Genomic DNA, 16,934 nt, shown 5'->3' with positions numbered 1-16,934 from the left:
GCGTCGGTGTTTTTCACCGAGGGGGTCCGGGTTAATGGGGTGTGCGGTGCGGGGTGGTACTGGATGTTGTGCGGGGCGCAACGGGGCGCGAGCGGCCGGGACGGGTGTTAGGTAGTACTCGCCCGGAATCGAGCCTGCCGCGCCGGGCGAGCGCCGGCCCGTCCCGGCGGGCAGGCGCTTTGGCGGATGTTTGTGACAAATTAGAGGTTCGATGTATCTGGCGCCATAAAGTGCCATCTACGACCGTTGCGGCGCCTCCCCACGGGCCGGCTCTCGCCCGGCGCGTCCGCGGCGGAATGGTGGGTTTCACCCACCCTACGGCGGATCAACCGTTTCGTGAGAACCACGCTTTCACCTTCGGCGCGATGTAGTCCCAGAAGGCGGGGACGGTGTCGCGCAGCGAAGGGGCGATGCGGGCTTCGAACTTGTCCCAGGTGGCGCCGTTTTCGCGCCAGCCGATGCCGTCGGAGGCGAGGTTCTGGTTGGGCGGCTGGAAGCGGTCGAGGGCCTTGGCGAAGCGGGCGTCGGGGGTAACGGCTGCTTCGAATTCTTCCCAGAGGGCGCGGAAGCTGTCGCCTTGGCCCGGGGGAAGGAGGCCGAAGAGGCGGCGTGCGGCTTCTGCCTCGCGCTCGGCCTGGTCGTCGTGGCCGGTGGTGCCGTAGATCGGCGTGTCGCCCGCGTCGATCTCGACGATGTCGTGCAGGAGCAGCATGCGGATCACGCGAGAGATATCGGTGCCCTCGGGCGCGTGGTCTTCCAGCACCATGGCGTAGAGGGCGAGGTGCCAGCTGTGTTCGGCCGAGTTCTCGTAGCGGGAGCCGTCGCAGAGCGTGGTGGTGCGGGTGACCGACTTGAGGCGGCAAGCCTCGTTCAGGAAGGCGATCCTTGCGTCGAGGGTGGCGTCGGTCATGTGCCGGACGTGTCGGCGGTGCCCGCCGCCTCCTGCCGGGCCTTGAAGGCCTTGACCTTCTGGAGGAGCAGCGCGCGCGCCTTCTGGTTGGCGCGGCGCACGCGCATGGAGGTGAGGAAGGCTTCCTCGGCGGTTTGCGAGGTGGCGCCGAGGAGCGCCACGATCTCGTTCACGACACCTTCGTCGCCCGAGGCATCGACATACTTGATGACCTGAAGCGCCAGGTCGTCGGCCAGATCCTCGGTCACGCCCATGGGCTTACCTCGTGGTTTCGGTCAGCCGCCGTTTCACGTAATCGCTGACCGTCTCGATCATGGTGTCCATGTAAGGCTCTTCGAAGAAGTGGCCGGAGCCGTCGATTTCCTCGTGAGTGACGGTGATGCCCTGCTGTTCCTGCAGCTTCGAGACGAGCGACTTGGTGTCGGCCGGGGGCGCGACACGGTCGGCGCCGCCGTTGATGATGAGGCCCGAGGAGGGGCAGGGCGCGAGGAACGAGAAGTCGTACATGTTGGCGGGCGGCGAGACGGAGATGAACCCGGTGATCTCGGGCCGGCGCATCAGCAATTGCATGCCGATCCAGGCGCCGAAGGAGAAGCCCGCGACCCAGCAATGCTTGGAGTTGTTGTTCATCGACTGCAGGTAGTCGAGCGCGGAGGCGGCATCGGACAGCTCGCCCACGCCCTGGTCATACTCGCCCTGGCTGCGCCCGACGCCGCGGAAATTGAACCGCAGCACGGTGAAGCCCATGTTGTAGAAGGCGTAGTGCAGGTTGTAGACGACCTTGTTGTTCATCGTGCCGCCGAATTGCGGGTGCGGGTGCAGCACGATGGCTATGGGGGCGTCTTTTTCGCGTTGGGGGTGATAACGGCCTTCGAGCCGGCCTTCCGGTCCGGGAAATATTACCTCGGGCATATGGTCCCTTTGTCCATCTCAGGGGTGCGGAGGGTATTCTTGACGAAATCACTCCAGCACCTTAGAATTATTCTAAGTTCCAGCCGGGGGCCGGATCGGGCTGCAAGCGAGATAAGCTTTGCAGGTCGTCAGGTCAATCTATTCGCGAGGGTCGGGGTCATGAAACTCAGCACGAAGGGGCGCTACGCGATGGTGGCGCTTGTGGACATCGCTCTCAGCCAGAAGGACGGGCTGGTGACATTGGGCGAAATCTCGAAACGGCAGAAGGTGTCGCTGCCCTACCTGGAGCAGTTGTTCGTCAAGCTGCGCCGGGCGGAGCTGGTGGAATCGGTGCGCGGGCCCGGTGGCGGGTATCGCCTTGCGCGGCCGGCGGCGGAGATCCGCATAAGCGAGGTGCTGCAGGCGGTCGACGAGACGGTCGACGCGCTGCACAAGGGGGCGGGGGCGTCGGGCGGCACGTCGGGCTCGCGGGCGCAGTCGATGGCGAACCGGCTGTGGGAGGGGCTGTCGGCGCATGTCTACGTGTTCCTGCACCAGACGCGGCTGTCGGACGTGGTGGACAATTCGCTGACGCCATGCCCGATCGTGCCGACGCTGGTGCCGGTGGTCGACGATCAGTGACCTGTGGGTGTGAGAATTGCAGAAGGGGGCGCTGCCCCCATCCCGCATTTCATGCGGGACTCCCCCGGGATATTTTTCACCAAGAAGAAGCGGGGGTTTAGTGGCCCGGGTGTACCTGGATCATAACGCGACGGCGCCGCTGAGGCCGGAGGCGCGCGAGGCGATGGTGGCGGCGATGGATGTCGTGGGCAACCCGTCGAGCGTGCATGCCGAGGGGCGGGCGGCCAAGGCGCTGGTCGAGCGGGCGCGGGCGCAGGTGGCCGAGGCCGTGGGGTGCAAGCCGCAGGAGGTGGTGTTCACGTCAGGCGCGACGGAAGCCGCGCGGGTGATGGAGCGCTGGCCGGGGCCGGTGGAGGTGCAGGAAACGGCGCATGACGCGCTTTGGGCGCAAAGGCGTGCGGGCGAGGGCGTTCCGCTTTACGCCATGGGGCTGGCGAATTCCGAGACGGGGATCGTGACCGAGCCCGGCATGGGGGAAGGTGCGGCGCGCGAGGGGGCGCTTCTGCTTGACATCACGCAGGCGGTGGGGCGTATTCCGTTTTCCTTCGCCTGGAGCGGCGCCGACCTGGCCGTTCTGTCGGCGCACAAGCTTGGCGGGCCCAAGGGAATTGGCGCGCTGATCGTCAAGCAGGGGGTGGATTTCGCCCCGCTGACGCCCGGTGGCGGACAGGAGATGGGCCGCCGGTCGGGCACGGAAAACATCATTGGAATCGCGGGCTTCGGGGCCGCAATTGAAGCGGCGCTCAGGGACCAGGCCGAGGGGGTCTGGGCCGAGGTCGAGAAATTTAGAAACATTCTAGAAACTTTGCTTGAGGAATCCGCGAGAGAGACTATTTTTGTCGGGAAATCGGATCGGCGTCTGCCCAACACCGCGTGTTTCATTTCCGAAGGCTGGAAAGGCGAAACACAGGTGATGGCGATGGATCTGGCGGGGTTTGCCATATCCGCAGGCTCGGCCTGTTCCAGCGGCAAGGTGAAGGCGAGCCGGGTTCTGGGGGCGATGGGCTATGACGACACGCAGGCGGCGAGCGCCGTGCGGGTCTCTCTTGGCCCCGGGACGAGTGAAGACGACGTGACACGCTTTGCCGAAACATGGGCAAGGCAGCAAGCCAAGCATCGCGCCCGCGCGGCGTGAGCTGAAAGGAGCTAAAGGATGGCGGCACTGGACGAAACACGCGTGAAGGAAGGCGTCGACAAGGAAACGGTCGATGCGGTCCGCGAGGCCGGCACCTACAAGCACGGCTGGGAAACCGAGATCGAGACGGAATATGCGCCGAAGGGTCTGACGACCGATATCGTGCGGCTGATTTCCGAGAAGAACGGCGAGCCCGAATGGATGACCGACTGGCGGCTGGCGGCCTATGAGCGCTGGCTGCAGAAGACAGAGCCCGACTGGGCGATGGTCGATTATCCGCAGATCGACTTTCAGAACCAGTATTACTATGCCCGCCCCAAGAGCATGGAGACGAAGCCCAAGTCGCTGGACGAGGTGGACCCCAAGCTGTTGGAAACCTACGAGAAACTGGGCATTCCGCTGAAGGAGCAGATGATCCTTGCGGGTGTCGAAGGGGCCGAGGAGGCCCCGGCGGAGGCGCGCGAGAGTGACCGGAAGGTGGCCGTCGATGCGGTGTTTGATTCCGTCAGTGTCGGGACCACGTTCCAGAAGGAGCTGCAGAAGGCGGGCGTGATCTTCTGCTCGATTTCCGAGGCGATCCGGGAGCATCCGGAGCTGGTGAAGAAATACCTCGGGTCGGTCGTGCCGGTGAGCGACAACTTCTATGCAACGCTCAACTCGGCCGTCTTCTCGGATGGCTCGTTCGTCTACGTGCCGCCGGGGGTGCGCTGCCCGATGGAGCTGTCAACCTATTTCCGGATCAATGCCGAGAATACCGGGCAGTTCGAGCGGACGCTGATCATCGCCGACAAGGGCTCTTACGTGAGCTATCTCGAGGGCTGCACCGCGCCGCAGCGGGACACCAGCCAGCTTCATGCCGCGGTGGTCGAGATCGTGGTCGAGGAAGACGCCGAGGTGAAGTATTCGACCGTTCAGAACTGGTTCCCGGGTGACGAGAACGGCAAGGGCGGTATCTACAACTTCGTCACCAAGCGGGCCGATTGCCGGGGCGATAGGGCCAAGGTGATGTGGACGCAGGTGGAGACCGGCTCGGCGGTGACGTGGAAGTATCCGAGCTGCATCCTGCGCGGGAATGAAAGCCAGGGCGAGTTCTATTCGATCGCGATCACCAACAACCATCAACAGGCCGATACCGGCACCAAGATGGTGCATCTCGGGAAGGATACCCGGTCGCGGATCGTCTCGAAAGGCATCAGCGCGGGCAAGGCGCAGAACACCTATCGTGGGCTTGTTTCGATGCACCCGAAGGCGAAGAACAGCCGGAACTACACGCAGTGCGACAGCCTTCTCATCGGCAGCGAGTGCGGGGCGCACACGGTGCCTTATATCGAGGTGAAGAACAACTCATCCCGGGTGGAGCACGAGGCCACCACCTCGAAGGTGGATGACGACCAGATGTTCTATTGCCGCCAGCGCGGCATGGACGAGGAGGAGGCGGTGGCGCTTGTCGTCAACGGTTTCTGCAAGGACGTGCTGCAGGCCCTGCCGATGGAATTTGCCATGGAAGCGCAACAGCTTGTGGCGATTTCGCTGGAAGGGTCGGTGGGCTGATGACCCGGCCGGCGACACGCATCGGGGTTCTCTCGCTGATGGTGTTTGCCTTGGTGGCTGCGCTGTTTGACGATCCAATGGGGGTGAATTGGTATTTCGAGCCTCTTCACTCGGCCTTGGGCGCCGGGATTGGCCAGACGTTCCTTGGCTGGTTCATGGTTCCCGGGATCGCCGTTGAATGGTTCATGTTCGTGCAACAGCCGGGAGGATGCTTCCTGCAGCTTCTGGACCCGGACACGCTGGTTTGCTTCTGAGGACACCGACATGACGCAGCCTGTACAGAATGTGCAAGACGCGCCGGAGGGCCCTCCGCGCCAATATGACGTTGTCGAGCTGGCTTGCGATGTTGTCAGCAATGGCGTGACCCTGCCCGCCGGCACACGTGGCACGATCGTGGAATTGCAGGGAGGCCCGGTCGACGCGTTCACCGTGGAGTTTGACGACCTTCGTTTCGGGGAAGAGTTTCTCCAGGATCTGAAGGAACCGCAATTCAAACGCCTATGGCGGGAACGGCAAGCATGATCATGGCTTTGCATCTGAGGACACCGACATGACCCACCCCGTACTGAACGTGGAAGACGCGCCGGCGATTCCGACGCGGCCGCCGGAAGGCAGCACGCGGTTCGGCGCGACCGTGGCGCCGATGGGTGCGGCGATCGGGTCGGGCGGTCTGGGGGCGATGTACACGGTCGTCGAGCCGGGCAAGCGGGCCTTTCCGTTTCACAACCATCTGGGCAATGACGAGATGTTCGTGATCATGGAAGGGACAGGTACCTATCGGTTCGGCGAGGCGGAATACCCGGTGCGGGCCGGTGATGTCTGTGCGGCGCCACGGGGCGGGCCCGAGACCGCGCACCAGCTGATAAATACGGGCGACAGCGCGTTGAAATACCTCAGTATTTCGACGTTGGACGACCCCGATGTGGTGGAGTACCCCGATAGCGGCAAATTCGCCGCCATCGCCATCGCGCCGGGGGCGGATTTCCGGGAAGCCCATATTCGCTTCGTCGGCCGCAAGGAGACGAGCGGCGATTACTGGGAGGGCGAGGAATGATCGTCACGACGACCAATACCATCGAAGGCCACAGGATCACCGACTACAAGGGGATCGTGGTGGGCGAGGCGATCATGGGGGCGAATGTCGTGCGCGACGTTTTCGCCTCGATCACCGATATCGTCGGCGGGCGCTCGGGCGCCTATGAAAGCAAGCTTCAGGATGCGCGCGACACGGCGATGAACGAGCTGGAGGCGCGGGCGGCGGCGTTGGGCGCGAATGCGGTTGTCGGCGTCGACCTGGATTACGAGGTGGTGGGGCAGTCGATGCTGATGGTGTCGGCGAGCGGCACCGCCGTGGTGATCGAGTAAGGGTTTGGCATGACCGGGAACGCCACAGAGGAATGGCTGCTGACGCGGCTGGACTATCCCGGGCATCTGGACCCTGAGCGGATTGCCGGGCTGAGCGGCTCGGGCGTGGCGATCGTGGTCGGGCTGGTGGTCTATAGCTGGTTTCCCGCCGGTTTGGCGCTGGCCGCGGGCCTTGGCGCCGGGTTCCTGGCGGGGGCGGTCGTGTATCGCCGGGTGACACGCCGGCGGATGGATCGGGAGGTGGCGGCGCTGACTGCGAGACGGGCCGCCGAGACAGAGATGACGGACGCGCAGATCGCGCGGATGAAAGCGAAATATGCCGGGGGCACGGCCCCGACGGCTGAGATGAAGAAGGGTTAGGACATGTTGGAAATCAAGAACTTGCACGTCGGTCTTGAAGAAGAGGACAAGCAGATTCTGAAAGGCGTCGACCTGAAGGTTGGCGCGGGCGAGGTGCACGCGATCATGGGCCCGAACGGCTCGGGCAAGTCGACGCTGAGCTATGTTCTGTCGGGCCGGGATGGCTATGAGGTGACCGAGGGCAGCGCCACGCTTCTGGGTGAGGAACTGCTCGACATGGAGCCGGAAGAGCGCGCCGCGGCGGGGCTGTTCCTGGCGTTCCAGTACCCGGTGGAAATTCCGGGCGTGGGCAACATGACCTTCATGCGCACCGCGCTGAACGCACAGCGCAAGGCGCGTGGCGAGGAGGAGATGAGCGCGGCCGATTTCCTCAAGCTGGTGCGCGAGAAGGCGAAGACGCTGAAGATCGACGCCGACATGCTGAAACGGCCGGTGAACGTGGGCTTCTCGGGTGGCGAGAAGAAGCGCAACGAGGTGCTGCAAATGGCGGTGCTGGAGCCGAAGATGTGCATTCTCGACGAGACGGATTCGGGCCTCGACGTGGACGCGATGAAGCTGGTGTCGGACGGGGTGAACGCCCTGCGCGACGCGGGCCGGAGCTTCCTTGTCATCACCCACTACCAGCGGCTGCTGAACCACATTCAGCCGGACGTGGTGCACATCATGTCCGAGGGCCGGATCATCAAGACAGGCGGGCCCGAGCTGGCGCTGGAAGTCGAAGAGAACGGTTATGCGGACCTGCGCGGGGAGGTGGCCTGATGGCGTTGCCGCAGAAGAAGCTGGACGCGACGGAAGCGCGGCTGGAGGGCCTGAGCCTGCCCGAGGGGGCGGCCTGGGCCACGACGGCGCGCGAGGCGGCGCTTGGCCGGGTGAAGGCGATGGGCCTGCCCGAGCGGCGCGACGAGTACTGGAAATACACCCGGCCCGATACGCTGGTGCAGGCGGATGTGCCGCCGGCGGCGACGTTCGATTCGGACGAGGCGCCGATGTACGAGGGTGTCGACCGGCTGAAGATCGTCTTTGTCGACGGGAAGTTCGATGAAGCCGCGAGCGATGACCTGAGCCTCGAGGGCGTCACCATCGAGCGGCTGAGCGAGGCGGCGAAGAGCGATATCCACTGGGCCAAGGACGTCTATGGCGTGCTGGAAGAGCGGGGGCAGACCCCGGTCGAGCGGCCGCTGGCGGCGCTGAATACGGCGCTGGCCGAGGATGGGCTGCTGATCCATGTGACCGGCAAGGTGAGCAAGCCGATCAACCTGATTTATCACCATAGATCAGAGGTTTCCGATGCGATCCTGCACCATGCCATCAAGCTGGACGAGGGCGCCGACCTGACGGTGCTGGAGAACGGCCCGGCGGCGGCGCGGTTCAACAAGGTGATGGAGGTGGACGTGGCCGATGGCGCGGGCTTCCACCATGTGCGCACGCAAGGCCGCGACCATGAGCGGCGGGCGGCGACGCATATCTTCGCAAGGCTCGGCAAGGAGAGCACGTTCAAGACGTTTACCCTGACGGTGAACGGCGTGCTGACGCGCAACGAGTGTGTCGTGGAGATGCTGGGCGACGATGCCGCCGCGCATATCGCGGGCGCCTGTGTCGGCGATGGCGATTTCCACCATGACGACACGGTGTTCGTGACCCATGACGCGGTGAATTGCGAAAGCCGGCAGGTGTTCAAGAAGGTGCTGCGGAACGGCGCGAAAGGCGTGTTCCAGGGCAAGATCCTCGTGAAGCCGGGCGCGCAGAAGACCGACGGCTACCAGATCAGCCAGTCGTTGTTGCTGGATGACGATAGCGAGTTCGACGCCAAGCCGGAGCTCGAGATCTATGCCGATGACGTGGCCTGTTCGCACGGGTCCACCAGCGGCGCGATCGACGAGGAAGGGCTGTTCTATCTTCGCGCGCGGGGCGTGCCGAAGGAGATCGCGACCGACCTGCTGACGCTCGCCTTCCTGGCCGAGGCCGTGCAGGAGATCGAGGACGAGACCCTGCGCGAAGAGCTTGTCGGCCGGCTGGACGCCTGGCTGCAGCGCCGGCGCGGCTGATGCCGGTCAGCACCGATATCGTGGCCTCCTACCGGGGGCCGCGGCCGGTGATGCGGCGGCTTCTGGCGATGCCCGAAAGCGAGGGGCGGGCGCTGGCGATCCTGATGGCCGGGTGCCTTGTCACCTTCATCGGGCAATGGCCCCGGCTGGCGCGCGAGGCGCATCTGACCGGGCAGGAGCTGAACCCGCTTCTGGGCGGCGCACTGCTGGGCTGGCTGTTCATGGCGCCGCTGGCGTTTTACCTGATCGCGTTCGTCAGCCACCTGGTGAGCCGCGCGTTCGGCGCCAGGGGCTCGGCCTATGGGTCGCGGCTGGCGCTGTTCTGGGCGTTCCTTGCGGCGAGCCCGCTTTTGCTGCTTTACGGTCTCGTGGCCGGGTTTATCGGCCCGGGCGCGGGGCTGACCGGCGTAGGCGTTGTCTGGGTCGCGGTGTTCCTGTGGTTCTGGCTGTCGAACCTGCGCGAAGCGGGGTGGGGCGTATCATGAATTTTGCCTGGTTCCGGGCGATGTTGCGCCTGACGCTGACCAATCCGCGGCAGGCGGGCTATGCGGTGATCGACATGCAGTTCCCCGTGCAGGGGCTGTGGATCGCGCTGATGCTGGTGTCGGTGCTGCTGTCGCTGCTGGTCTCGGCGGTGTTTCATTCGGCGCCGTTGCCGCCGGGCGACCTGGGCCAGCTGATCGAGATGTCGCCGGCCTATCACACGCCGCTGCTTTTCGCGGTTCTGAACTGGGCGCAGGCGCTGGTGTCGGTGTTCCTGCTGCACTGGATCGGGCGCAGCTTTGGCGGGCAGGGCGAGCTGGCCGATATGCTGGCGGTGATGATCTGGCTTCAGGTCGTGTCGCTGGTGCTGGCGGTGGTGCTGTTCCTGGTGGGGCTGATCCTGCCGCTGGTGGGCGGGCTGATGATGATCGCCGCGTTTTTCTGGGGGCTGTGGGCCACGCTTGCGCTGGTCGCCGCCGCCAATCGATTCGACAGCCTGCTGAAATCGGCGGGCGTGTGCGTGGTGACGGTGGTGGCCTTCTCCATCGGTATGACGATCCTGTCCGCGATGTTCGGCGGGCTGGGGATGACAGGGAGATGAACATGTACGACGTCGAGAAAATCCGCGCCGATTTCCCGATTCTGAGCCGCGAGGTGAATGGCAAGCCGCTGGTCTATCTCGACAACGGCGCCTCGGCCCAGAAGCCGCAGGTGGTGATCGATGCGATCACCAACGCCTATAGCCACGAGTACTCGAACGTGCACCGGGGGCTGCACACGTTGTCGAACATCGCGACCGAGAAATACGAGGCGGTGCGCGGGACGATCGCGCGCTTCCTCGGAGTGGCCGATGAAGAGCAGATCATCCTGAACAGCGGCACCACCGAGGGCATCAACATGGTCGCCTATGGCTGGGCCATGCCGCGGATGGAGGCGGGCGACGAGATCGTGCTGTCGGTGATGGAGCACCACGCCAATATCGTGCCCTGGCATTTCCTGCGCGAACGGCAGGGGGTGCAGCTGAAGTGGGTGGACACCGAGGCGGACGGGTCGCTCGACACGCAGAAGGTGATCGACGCGATCGGGCCGAAGACGAAGCTGGTGGCGGTGACGCACCTGTCGAACGTGCTGGGCACGAAGGTCGACGTGAAGGCGATCTGCGACGCGGCGCGTGAGAAGGGCGTGCCGGTTCTGGTCGATGGCAGCCAGGCGGCGGTGCATATGCCGGTGAACCTCGACGAGATCGGATGCGATTTCTACGCCATCACCGGGCACAAGCTGTATGGGCCGTCGGGGTCGGGTGCGATCTTCGTGAAGAAGGAGCGGCTGGCCGAGATGCGGCCCTTCATGGGCGGCGGCGACATGATCCGCGAGGTCAGCAAGGACGAGGTCACCTATGCCGACCCGCCGATGAAATTCGAGGCCGGCACGCCCGGCATCGTCCAGACCATCGGGCTGGGCGTCGCGCTCGACTACATGATGGGCTTGGGGATGGAGAATATCGCCGCCCATGAAGACCGGATTCGCGATTACGCCGTCGAACGGCTTGCCGGGCTGAACTGGCTTCAGGTGCAGGGCAGGGCGCCCGACAAGGGGGCGATTTTCTCGTTCACGCTGGACGGGGCGGCACATGCGCATGACATCTCGACCATCCTCGACAAGAAGGGCGTGGCCGTGCGCGCGGGGCATCATTGCGCCGGGCCGCTGATGGATCACCTCGGGCTGACGGCGACCTGCCGGGCCTCCTTCGGGCTCTACAATACCGAGTCAGAAGTCGACACGCTGATCGAGGCGCTCGAGCTGGCGCACGAGTTATTCTCCTGATTCTTCGGCGGATTCGGGCCCGAAAGTGGCCAAAAACCGGCCAATGTGCGTCAACTACGCAACACCCGGCAAACTCTTGGGCACGTTGCCGGTATTTCCTCGCGGTAACGTGAAAAGACGGTCGACAACGGAATTAATTCGTTGTTTTATCCAACCTGTTTAATGCGAAAGGAGCTGCCCTTATGAAAGTGATCAAGCTTATCACTCTGCTGGCAATCGGCCTCGGTGCAACCGCCTGTGCTCAACAGCAGCAGGAAGAGCCCGCGCCGATGGTCGTGCCGGAACCGGTTTACGACAAGTACGGCAACCCGATCTGATCGAACGGTCTCTGACCGCTCGACCATTTCTGGTGAGTTCAAAACATCAAGAGGCCGCATTCCCGCCAGGGATTGCGGCCTCTTAACTTTCACGGTGGGTGAATCGTGGCAAAAGGGCGCATTTCGCGATTGCGTGGGTGCCCGGCGGTCGCTATACCCCGCCGCGTAGGCACCTGTAGCTCAGCTGGATAGAGCGCTGCCCTCCGAAGGCAGAGGCCTCAGGTTCGAATCCTGACAGGTGCGCCACTTTCCCTTTCAGATGTTGGTTTTTGCCGTGCAGGCGCAGATCTGGGTGCCGCGTTCGAAGCGCGTTTTCCGCTCGCTATCAGCCGTACTTGCCGGGTGACGTCAGGACGGTCGGGCGCGCCTTCCGAACCGCTGTCATGGCCGCGCTTGACCGCTCACGCTATCCGGTCCCTGTCTCCGACCACGCATCGACAATCCGGACGGAACGGGCGGGGTCAGATCGCGGTGTCGCAGTCCTCCTGGGTGATTTCGTACTCCGCGATGACCTGACCGTCTGCCCCTTTGTATATGGACATGATTCGGCCTCCGCGGGCGAGGTCGGTGGCGAAGGTGTCGGGGGTGCATTGCCATTCGGCGATAAGCGGCTCGAACTCGGGATTCAAACCGGTGATCGTTTCATCCTCGATCTCGAAGGTCATGTAGAGCGTGTCGCCCTCGGCCCGCATCGCAGTGAGAACGGTGATCTCGTCGATCCGCAACGGCAGAGTCTGCGAACTGGCCTCCGCCTCGATGGCAAAGCTCTGTTCGAGCGTCCGGGTGCTGACAAGCAGCTTCTCGAGGGCCGGGCTGTCGCCTGGCTGCCAGGGAGGCGTGTCCATGGCGTCATCCACGAGGCGCTGGCTCAAGCTGAAAACGGCAAGCGCGCCGATGACCAGCAAGGGATCATATACGTAGCGGGGCAGACCCGGCCGGTCGCCGGTTTCGGCGTTCATCGCCCCGCCGCGCCGGAAAACGAGCACGAGATTGACGAGGGGCACGAAGCCCATCCAGGCCATCCGGGCCCTGCCGCAGATGTCGTTCGAGCGGGCTGCCGAGGCATAGTAGACCCCGACGCCGAAGAGGAGAAAGCTGCCGTAGAGGCCGATCAGGAGCGCCGAGAAGAACCCGGCCTCGGTCGCGGGGGGCAGGTACAACCAACCCATCTGGGCGATCGCGAGGGCCAGGTTCAGGCCGGCAAGAAACCAGAGGTAGCCGACGCGCCGAAGAGGAATCCTGACCTTGAGGAAGAGCGCGCCGAGCCCCCCGCCGGCAATGGCGAGCCCGCCGGCCAGGGCGACGATCTGGAACTCGTCGAGCAGGAGCAGGTGTACGAGAATCTTGTCCATAAAATGAATACCTTGGGGGGAAATCCGGAAGCGCTACCAGTTGCAGGCCTCGCGCAGGGGTTTGATGGCGGTCTCGATTCCGGCGATATCGTAATGCCCCGTGACCTGGCTTTCGGAGAAGGGCTGGGCGCGGACGATCATCCGCTCATGTCCGAACATCTCCTTTATGAAGGGGATGGCCTGGCCGCCGCTCCAGAGGCCGAGGGCCATGTTGTTGTTGCTTTCGCGGAAGGATTTCGTGCGGGCCTGGTCGGAGTCGAGGCGATAGGTGACCCGCCCCTTGCCCTGGATGTCTGACATGAAGCAGCCGCCGAACCGGAACCAGAGGTTCGTCTCGTTCTCCCGGCAGGCGATCGCGATCGTGTGGGGTGCCTCCTTGTAGGGGCAGTTGGTTTGCTGGTCGGCATCCAGGAACAGGAAGACATTCGTTGAATCGTCCATGACGGATTTTTCCACGTCGATGGTCCAGTCGCCGGTATCTGTTCCTGCGTCAGCCTGATCCGTGTCGGACGGGGTGCCGGCCGCCGGAGCGTACCCTGCCTCCTCGTCGTAGCAGGCGAGCCGCGCGTCATCATCAGCCAGATCGAGACAGCGGGTCATATCGGCCGCCGCGGGAAGGGATGTCAGGAGGGTAAGAAGGGGGCCGGCGAGGAGGCGGAATGACTTCGGCAATATTAACTCCGACGTGTGGCACAAGTTATGCGTGTGTCGCTGAGACATAGCATCACGCGTTTGTCCGGATGAAGATGTATTTGAAACAATTCTTTTTTCTGAAGATCGCCCGGAGACGGCTTTTCGCATCGCCGGTGACGTTTGGCGCCCTGTTCCCGCGCCCGTTCTCAAGCGCGTCGGAGAGGAGACCGAACGCGCACCGCTGGCTTCGCCCCTGGGGGCGTCGCGGAACCTGCGTCCTTTCCGGCGTGTTGATTCAGGCAGGAGGTGCAGATGACACATCACGTTGCAGATGTTGCCGTGATCGGGGCCGGGACGGCCGGGTTGGCGGCCGAGCGGCACGCCCGGCGGCAAGGGGTGACGACTCGGCTGATCGACCCGGATTTTGCCGGAACGACATGCGCCACGGTCGGATGCATGCCCTCGAAGCTGCTGATCGGGGCGGCGGACGCGGCGCATGAGGCCGCCGGGGCCGGGGCGTTCGGCCTTCGCACGGAGGTGGAGGTGCGCGGCGCCGAGGTTTTCGAGCGGGTCCGGCGGATGCGGGACGATTTCGCCCAAGGGGTGCAGCAGTCGATCGCCGAGCTTCCCGACGGGGTCTGCCTTCGGGCGCGGGCGCGGTTCGAGGCACCGGGCGAGCTGGCGCTGGATAGCGGCGATACGGTCAAGGCGCGGGCGGTCGTGATCGCGACGGGGGCCACGCCGGCGCTGCCAGGGCCTTACCAGGCGGTGTCTGACCGGGTTCTGACCAACCAGACCATTTTCGAGCTGGACGACCTGCCCGAAAGCCTGGGCGTGATCGGCGCCGGGCCGCTGGGGCTGGAACTGGCGCAGGCGATGCACCGGCTGGGCGTGCAGGTGGAGGTGTTCGACGCGGGCGACCGGCTGGCGGGGTTGCCGGCCGAGACGAGCCGGGCGCTTTACGAGGTACTGTCGCGGGCCTTTCGCATCCACCTGAACCGGACGCCCGAGCCTGCGCCACATCCCGACGGGGTGGCGCTGACCTGGCAGGATGGCTCGACGCGGGTCGAGCGGGTTCTGGTCGCCGCCGGGCGGCCGCCGTTGCTCGATGCGCTGGAGCTTGAGAAGGCCGGCCTCGACCTTGACGATCATGGGACACCGCTGTTCGACCCCGCGACGATGCAATGCGGCGAGGCGCCGGTGTTCATCGCGGGGGATGCCAACCATGACCGGCCGGTTCTGCACGAAGCCTCGCATGAGGGCACGGTGGCCGGGCGCAATGCCGCCGCGTGGCCCGAGGTGACCCGGACCACCCGCAAGGTGCCGCTCAACATCGCCTTCACCCGTCCGGAGGCGGCGGTGATCGGAACCATTCCGGAGGCGGATGACGACACCCACGTGACCGGAGAGGCCGATTTCTCGGACCAGGGGCGCGCGAAGGTCATGGCCCGGGCGGCCGGGATGGCTCGGCTTCACGCCCGCGCCGGCGACGGGCGGCTTGTCGGGGCCGAGCTATGCGCGCCGGGGGGCGAGCACCTGGCGCATCTGCTGGCCTGGGCCGTTCAGTGCGGCATGAGCGCGTCGGATGTTCTGGAAATGCCGTTCTACCACCCGACGCTCGAGGAAGGGCTGCAATCGGCCCTGCGCCAGATCTGCCGCCAGACGGAGCGATCGAAGCCGTGGAACCGCGATGACGATCCGCTTCCGGGCAGCCGGAGCGGGGCGCCGGAGGGCTGAGCCTGCGCCCGAGGCGCGTTGGCGGTTTCCTTCTGGCACCGCGTGCCCGGCGGGGCGGATGCGACACGGCTTCGGTGGCCATGGACGCCTGAGAGACAAGGAGGTTTTGACATGACGACAGGTATGATGCCGCCGCTCATTCTTTTGATCGCGCTTCTGATGCTGGCCGGCTGCTGGCCGCTGGCGCAGGCGCTGAAGCACCGGGACCAGTCGCCGCTGGCCGCCTTCCTGCTGTTTGCCAGCGTGCTGGGGCTGGTCGCGGCGGCGGTGTATTTCGGGCTGACCTGGCTTGTCACCCTGCTGGTCGGCACGCCCGGGCTGGCGATCGGGGTGATCTGTCTGATCGCCGCGATTCTGGCGGGCGGCGCTGCCGGGTGGCAGGTTGTCCGGCGGCCCCCGCGCCGGCGCATGCCGGATTGACGGGCGGATATGGCGGATCTTGCGGTTTTCGGCGGTACGGGCTTTCTTGGCCGGTGCATCGTTGAGGCGCTTCTGGCGGAGGGCCACCGGGTGCGCGTTGTGGCGCGCAGCCCCGAGGCGGCCGGGATGCCGCCGGGCGCGGTGCCGGTTCAGGCCGATATCCTGCGCCCCGAGACAGTGGCGCCGGCGCTGGAGGGGGCCGACGGTGCGGTGAACGCGGTCAGCCTTTACCTCGAACATGGCGAGGTGACGTTCCCGGCCGTTCATGTCGATGGCGCTGCGCGCCTGGCTGGCGCCGCGCGGGCGGCCGGGCTCGACCGCTACGTGCATGTCTCGGGTATCGGGGCGGATGCGGCCTCGGCCGATCCCTTCATCCGGTCGCGCGGCGCGGGCGAGGCGGCGGTGCGGGAGGCGTGCCCCTATGCGAGCATCGTGCGGCCCTCGGTCATGGTGGGGGAGGGCGACGCCATCAGGTCCACCATCCTGCGGGTCATTCGCCATCAGCCCATCTTCCCGCTGTTCGGGCGCGGTGATACGCGGCTTCAGCCGGTTCACCGGGCCGATGTCGCCGCCGCCATTGCCAGGCTGTTGACCATGGAGGCGCCGGCGCCCCTGTACGAGTTCGGCGGTGCCGAAACCTATCGCTATGAAAGGCTGGTGCGCGAGGTGGCGCGGGCGGCCGGGCAACGGGTCTGGCCGGTTCCCGTGCCGTTTGTTGCGTGGCGGGCGGTGGCGCTGGTGGCCGAACGCCTGCCGGGGGCGCCGCTGACGCGGTCGCAGGTGGCGCTGGTGCGGCAGGATAACGTGGCGTCGGCGGACCTGCCGAACCTCGGCGAGCTGGGGATCACGCCGACGGATATCGTCGATGACATGGGCTGAGGCCGCGCCCCCCATGCGGACTGCCGCGCAGGCGGGTGGGGGCAGGAACAGCGGTCGGAAGCTCGCGTTGACTCTGACGGAACTCATGAAAGGAGGACCCGATGTCTGTAGCAAGAAGCACAGAACTGACCGCCATGTCCACGAGCGGGTTTGACGATGCCCTGAAACAGGGGATCGCCCGCGCCCGCGAGACATTGCGGAACGTGAAGAACTGCTGGGTCAAGGACCAGGAAGTGGTCATCGGTGACCCGGATCAGTACAAGGTGACCATGAAGGTCACGTTCGTGCTCGACGACTGATCGGGCACGTGCCCCCCGCGCCCGGGACAGCCGGGCGCGGACACGCTGCTTGTGGCGACGTCAGGCGATAATGCCTCGGGAAGGCGCAGGC

General features: G+C 65.2%; 23 protein-coding genes and 1 tRNA gene. 19 read left to right on the top strand and 5 right to left on the bottom strand.

Annotated elements, in window-relative coordinates:
• Positions 1 to 325: 325 nt before the first annotated feature.
• From RIdsm_RS14920 to RIdsm_RS14910, 3 genes are read right to left on the bottom strand one after another with little or no spacing between them, the layout of a single operon-like run.
• Positions 326 to 910 carry an HD domain-containing protein gene (locus tag RIdsm_RS14920; RefSeq protein ID WP_057816034.1) on the bottom strand — a complete coding sequence of 195 codons (585 nt, stop codon included), beginning with the start codon at positions 908 to 910 and terminating at the stop codon, positions 326 to 328.
• The gene (locus RIdsm_RS14915) at positions 907 to 1,164 is read right to left on the bottom strand and encodes a hypothetical protein (protein ID WP_057816036.1); all 258 of its coding nucleotides are present in this window, start codon (positions 1,162 to 1,164) and stop codon (positions 907 to 909) included. The genes RIdsm_RS14920 and RIdsm_RS14915 overlap by 4 nt, the downstream gene beginning before the upstream one ends.
• Before the next feature lie 4 nt (positions 1,165 to 1,168).
• Positions 1,169 to 1,822 carry an alpha/beta hydrolase gene (locus RIdsm_RS14910; RefSeq protein ID WP_057816037.1) on the bottom strand — a complete coding sequence of 218 codons (654 nt, stop codon included), beginning with the start codon at positions 1,820 to 1,822 and terminating at the stop codon, positions 1,169 to 1,171.
• A 159-nt stretch (positions 1,823 to 1,981) separates the two neighbouring features.
• On the opposite strand from RIdsm_RS14910, the gene iscR reads away from it, so the two are divergent.
• From iscR to RIdsm_RS14840, 15 genes are all read left to right on the top strand, one after another.
• Positions 1,982 to 2,443: a Fe-S cluster assembly transcriptional regulator IscR gene (gene iscR, locus RIdsm_RS14905; RefSeq protein WP_057816040.1), complete on the top strand. Its 462-nt coding sequence runs from the start codon at positions 1,982 to 1,984 to the stop codon at positions 2,441 to 2,443.
• A gap of 100 nt (positions 2,444 to 2,543) precedes the next feature.
• Positions 2,544 to 3,578, top strand: coding sequence for a cysteine desulfurase family protein (locus RIdsm_RS14900; protein WP_057816042.1), 1,035 nt, complete (start codon positions 2,544 to 2,546; stop codon positions 3,576 to 3,578).
• A gap of 18 nt (positions 3,579 to 3,596) precedes the next feature.
• Positions 3,597 to 5,129: a Fe-S cluster assembly protein SufB gene (gene sufB / locus RIdsm_RS14895; RefSeq protein WP_057816044.1), complete on the top strand. Its 1,533-nt coding sequence runs from the start codon at positions 3,597 to 3,599 to the stop codon at positions 5,127 to 5,129.
• The gene (locus RIdsm_RS14890; protein WP_057816047.1) at positions 5,129 to 5,383 is read left to right on the top strand and encodes a hypothetical protein; all 255 of its coding nucleotides are present in this window, start codon (positions 5,129 to 5,131) and stop codon (positions 5,381 to 5,383) included. The genes sufB and RIdsm_RS14890 overlap by 1 nt, the downstream gene beginning before the upstream one ends.
• Positions 5,384 to 5,393: 10 nt before the next feature.
• Entirely contained in the window at positions 5,394 to 5,651 is a 258-nt protein-coding gene (locus RIdsm_RS14885; RefSeq protein ID WP_057816049.1) for a hypothetical protein, read from the top strand.
• 28 nt (positions 5,652 to 5,679) lie between these two features.
• Positions 5,680 to 6,183, top strand: a complete 504-nt coding sequence (locus RIdsm_RS14880; RefSeq protein WP_074939704.1) for a cupin domain-containing protein — start codon at positions 5,680 to 5,682, stop codon at positions 6,181 to 6,183.
• On the top strand, positions 6,180 to 6,494 hold the full coding sequence (locus tag RIdsm_RS14875) for a heavy metal-binding domain-containing protein (protein ID WP_057816051.1): 315 nt from the start codon (positions 6,180 to 6,182) through the stop codon (positions 6,492 to 6,494). The genes RIdsm_RS14880 and RIdsm_RS14875 overlap by 4 nt, the downstream gene beginning before the upstream one ends.
• A gap of 9 nt (positions 6,495 to 6,503) precedes the next feature.
• A complete protein-coding gene (locus tag RIdsm_RS14870) occupies positions 6,504 to 6,854 on the top strand; it encodes a hypothetical protein (protein ID WP_057816053.1) in 351 nt (116 codons plus the stop codon).
• A 3-nt stretch (positions 6,855 to 6,857) separates the two neighbouring features.
• A complete protein-coding gene (sufC, locus tag RIdsm_RS14865; protein ID WP_057816055.1) occupies positions 6,858 to 7,613 on the top strand; it encodes a Fe-S cluster assembly ATPase SufC in 756 nt (251 codons plus the stop codon).
• Complete coding sequence (sufD, locus tag RIdsm_RS14860) at positions 7,613 to 8,899, top strand: Fe-S cluster assembly protein SufD (protein ID WP_057816057.1); 1,287 nt, start codon at positions 7,613 to 7,615, stop codon at positions 8,897 to 8,899. The genes sufC and sufD overlap by 1 nt, the downstream gene beginning before the upstream one ends.
• Positions 8,899 to 9,384: a hypothetical protein gene (locus RIdsm_RS14855; protein ID WP_057816059.1), complete on the top strand. Its 486-nt coding sequence runs from the start codon at positions 8,899 to 8,901 to the stop codon at positions 9,382 to 9,384. The genes sufD and RIdsm_RS14855 overlap by 1 nt, the downstream gene beginning before the upstream one ends.
• Positions 9,381 to 9,983 carry a YIP1 family protein gene (locus tag RIdsm_RS14850; protein WP_057816061.1) on the top strand — a complete coding sequence of 201 codons (603 nt, stop codon included), beginning with the start codon at positions 9,381 to 9,383 and terminating at the stop codon, positions 9,981 to 9,983. The genes RIdsm_RS14855 and RIdsm_RS14850 overlap by 4 nt, the downstream gene beginning before the upstream one ends.
• 2 nt (positions 9,984 to 9,985) lie before the next feature.
• Positions 9,986 to 11,206: a cysteine desulfurase gene (locus tag RIdsm_RS14845; RefSeq protein WP_057816062.1), complete on the top strand. Its 1,221-nt coding sequence runs from the start codon at positions 9,986 to 9,988 to the stop codon at positions 11,204 to 11,206.
• Between the two features lie 182 nt (positions 11,207 to 11,388).
• The gene (locus RIdsm_RS30740; RefSeq protein WP_268793852.1) at positions 11,389 to 11,523 is read left to right on the top strand and encodes a hypothetical protein; all 135 of its coding nucleotides are present in this window, start codon (positions 11,389 to 11,391) and stop codon (positions 11,521 to 11,523) included.
• Positions 11,524 to 11,692: 169 nt separating this feature from the next.
• A tRNA-Arg gene (locus RIdsm_RS14840) sits at positions 11,693 to 11,769 on the top strand.
• 215 nt (positions 11,770 to 11,984) lie between these two features.
• On the opposite strand, the gene RIdsm_RS14835 is transcribed toward RIdsm_RS14840, so the two are convergent.
• A complete protein-coding gene (locus RIdsm_RS14835; RefSeq protein WP_057816064.1) occupies positions 11,985 to 12,875 on the bottom strand; it encodes a hypothetical protein in 891 nt (296 codons plus the stop codon).
• Positions 12,876 to 12,908: 33 nt separating this feature from the next.
• Positions 12,909 to 13,475, bottom strand: a complete 567-nt coding sequence (locus RIdsm_RS14830; protein ID WP_057816065.1) for a type VI secretion system-associated protein TagO — start codon at positions 13,473 to 13,475, stop codon at positions 12,909 to 12,911.
• 345 nt (positions 13,476 to 13,820) lie between these two features.
• On the opposite strand from RIdsm_RS14830, the gene RIdsm_RS14825 reads away from it, so the two are divergent.
• The 4 genes from RIdsm_RS14825 to RIdsm_RS14810 all read left to right on the top strand — a co-directional run bounded on the left by RIdsm_RS14825 (position 13,821) and on the right by RIdsm_RS14810 (position 16,843).
• Entirely contained in the window at positions 13,821 to 15,245 is a 1,425-nt protein-coding gene (locus RIdsm_RS14825; protein ID WP_057816067.1) for a dihydrolipoyl dehydrogenase, read from the top strand.
• 111 nt (positions 15,246 to 15,356) lie between these two features.
• Positions 15,357 to 15,665: a hypothetical protein gene (locus tag RIdsm_RS14820; RefSeq protein WP_143100318.1), complete on the top strand. Its 309-nt coding sequence runs from the start codon at positions 15,357 to 15,359 to the stop codon at positions 15,663 to 15,665.
• Positions 15,666 to 15,674: 9 nt separating this feature from the next.
• Entirely contained in the window at positions 15,675 to 16,544 is an 870-nt protein-coding gene (locus tag RIdsm_RS14815) for a complex I NDUFA9 subunit family protein (protein ID WP_057816070.1), read from the top strand.
• Positions 16,545 to 16,645: 101 nt separating this feature from the next.
• Positions 16,646 to 16,843 carry a dodecin family protein gene (locus tag RIdsm_RS14810; RefSeq protein ID WP_057816072.1) on the top strand — a complete coding sequence of 66 codons (198 nt, stop codon included), beginning with the start codon at positions 16,646 to 16,648 and terminating at the stop codon, positions 16,841 to 16,843.
• Positions 16,844 to 16,934 lie beyond the last annotated feature (91 nt).

This window comes from Roseovarius indicus (assembly GCF_008728195.1).
Classification (GTDB): Bacteria; Pseudomonadota; Alphaproteobacteria; order Rhodobacterales; family Rhodobacteraceae; genus Roseovarius; species Roseovarius indicus.
This window is presented reverse-complemented; position numbering and strand designations above follow the sequence as displayed.

Excerpts from the sequence above, each read along its gene's own strand:
- RIdsm_RS14920 (WP_057816034.1), bottom strand. The coding sequence starts at position 910 with ATGACCGACGCCACCCTCGACGCAAGGATCGCCTTCCTGAACGAGGCT.
- RIdsm_RS14915 (WP_057816036.1), bottom strand. The coding sequence starts at position 1,164 with ATGGGCGTGACCGAGGATCTGGCCGACGACCTGGCGCTTCAGGTCATC.
- RIdsm_RS14910 (WP_057816037.1), bottom strand. The coding sequence starts at position 1,822 with ATGCCCGAGGTAATATTTCCCGGACCGGAAGGCCGGCTCGAAGGCCGT.
- iscR (WP_057816040.1), top strand. The coding sequence starts at position 1,982 with ATGAAACTCAGCACGAAGGGGCGCTACGCGATGGTGGCGCTTGTGGAC.
- sufB (WP_057816044.1), top strand. The coding sequence starts at position 3,597 with ATGGCGGCACTGGACGAAACACGCGTGAAGGAAGGCGTCGACAAGGAA.
- RIdsm_RS14890 (WP_057816047.1), top strand. The coding sequence starts at position 5,129 with ATGACCCGGCCGGCGACACGCATCGGGGTTCTCTCGCTGATGGTGTTT.
- RIdsm_RS14885 (WP_057816049.1), top strand. The coding sequence starts at position 5,394 with ATGACGCAGCCTGTACAGAATGTGCAAGACGCGCCGGAGGGCCCTCCG.
- RIdsm_RS14880 (WP_074939704.1), top strand. The coding sequence starts at position 5,680 with ATGACCCACCCCGTACTGAACGTGGAAGACGCGCCGGCGATTCCGACG.
- RIdsm_RS14875 (WP_057816051.1), top strand. The coding sequence starts at position 6,180 with ATGATCGTCACGACGACCAATACCATCGAAGGCCACAGGATCACCGAC.
- RIdsm_RS14870 (WP_057816053.1), top strand. The coding sequence starts at position 6,504 with ATGACCGGGAACGCCACAGAGGAATGGCTGCTGACGCGGCTGGACTAT.
- sufC (WP_057816055.1), top strand. The coding sequence starts at position 6,858 with ATGTTGGAAATCAAGAACTTGCACGTCGGTCTTGAAGAAGAGGACAAG.
- sufD (WP_057816057.1), top strand. The coding sequence starts at position 7,613 with ATGGCGTTGCCGCAGAAGAAGCTGGACGCGACGGAAGCGCGGCTGGAG.
- RIdsm_RS14855 (WP_057816059.1), top strand. The coding sequence starts at position 8,899 with ATGCCGGTCAGCACCGATATCGTGGCCTCCTACCGGGGGCCGCGGCCG.
- RIdsm_RS14850 (WP_057816061.1), top strand. The coding sequence starts at position 9,381 with ATGAATTTTGCCTGGTTCCGGGCGATGTTGCGCCTGACGCTGACCAAT.
- RIdsm_RS14845 (WP_057816062.1), top strand. The coding sequence starts at position 9,986 with ATGTACGACGTCGAGAAAATCCGCGCCGATTTCCCGATTCTGAGCCGC.
- RIdsm_RS30740 (WP_268793852.1), top strand. The coding sequence starts at position 11,389 with ATGAAAGTGATCAAGCTTATCACTCTGCTGGCAATCGGCCTCGGTGCA.
- RIdsm_RS14835 (WP_057816064.1), bottom strand. The coding sequence starts at position 12,875 with ATGGACAAGATTCTCGTACACCTGCTCCTGCTCGACGAGTTCCAGATC.
- RIdsm_RS14830 (WP_057816065.1), bottom strand. The coding sequence starts at position 13,475 with ATGACCCGCTGTCTCGATCTGGCTGATGATGACGCGCGGCTCGCCTGC.
- RIdsm_RS14825 (WP_057816067.1), top strand. The coding sequence starts at position 13,821 with ATGACACATCACGTTGCAGATGTTGCCGTGATCGGGGCCGGGACGGCC.
- RIdsm_RS14820 (WP_143100318.1), top strand. The coding sequence starts at position 15,357 with ATGACGACAGGTATGATGCCGCCGCTCATTCTTTTGATCGCGCTTCTG.
- RIdsm_RS14815 (WP_057816070.1), top strand. The coding sequence starts at position 15,675 with ATGGCGGATCTTGCGGTTTTCGGCGGTACGGGCTTTCTTGGCCGGTGC.
- RIdsm_RS14810 (WP_057816072.1), top strand. The coding sequence starts at position 16,646 with ATGTCTGTAGCAAGAAGCACAGAACTGACCGCCATGTCCACGAGCGGG.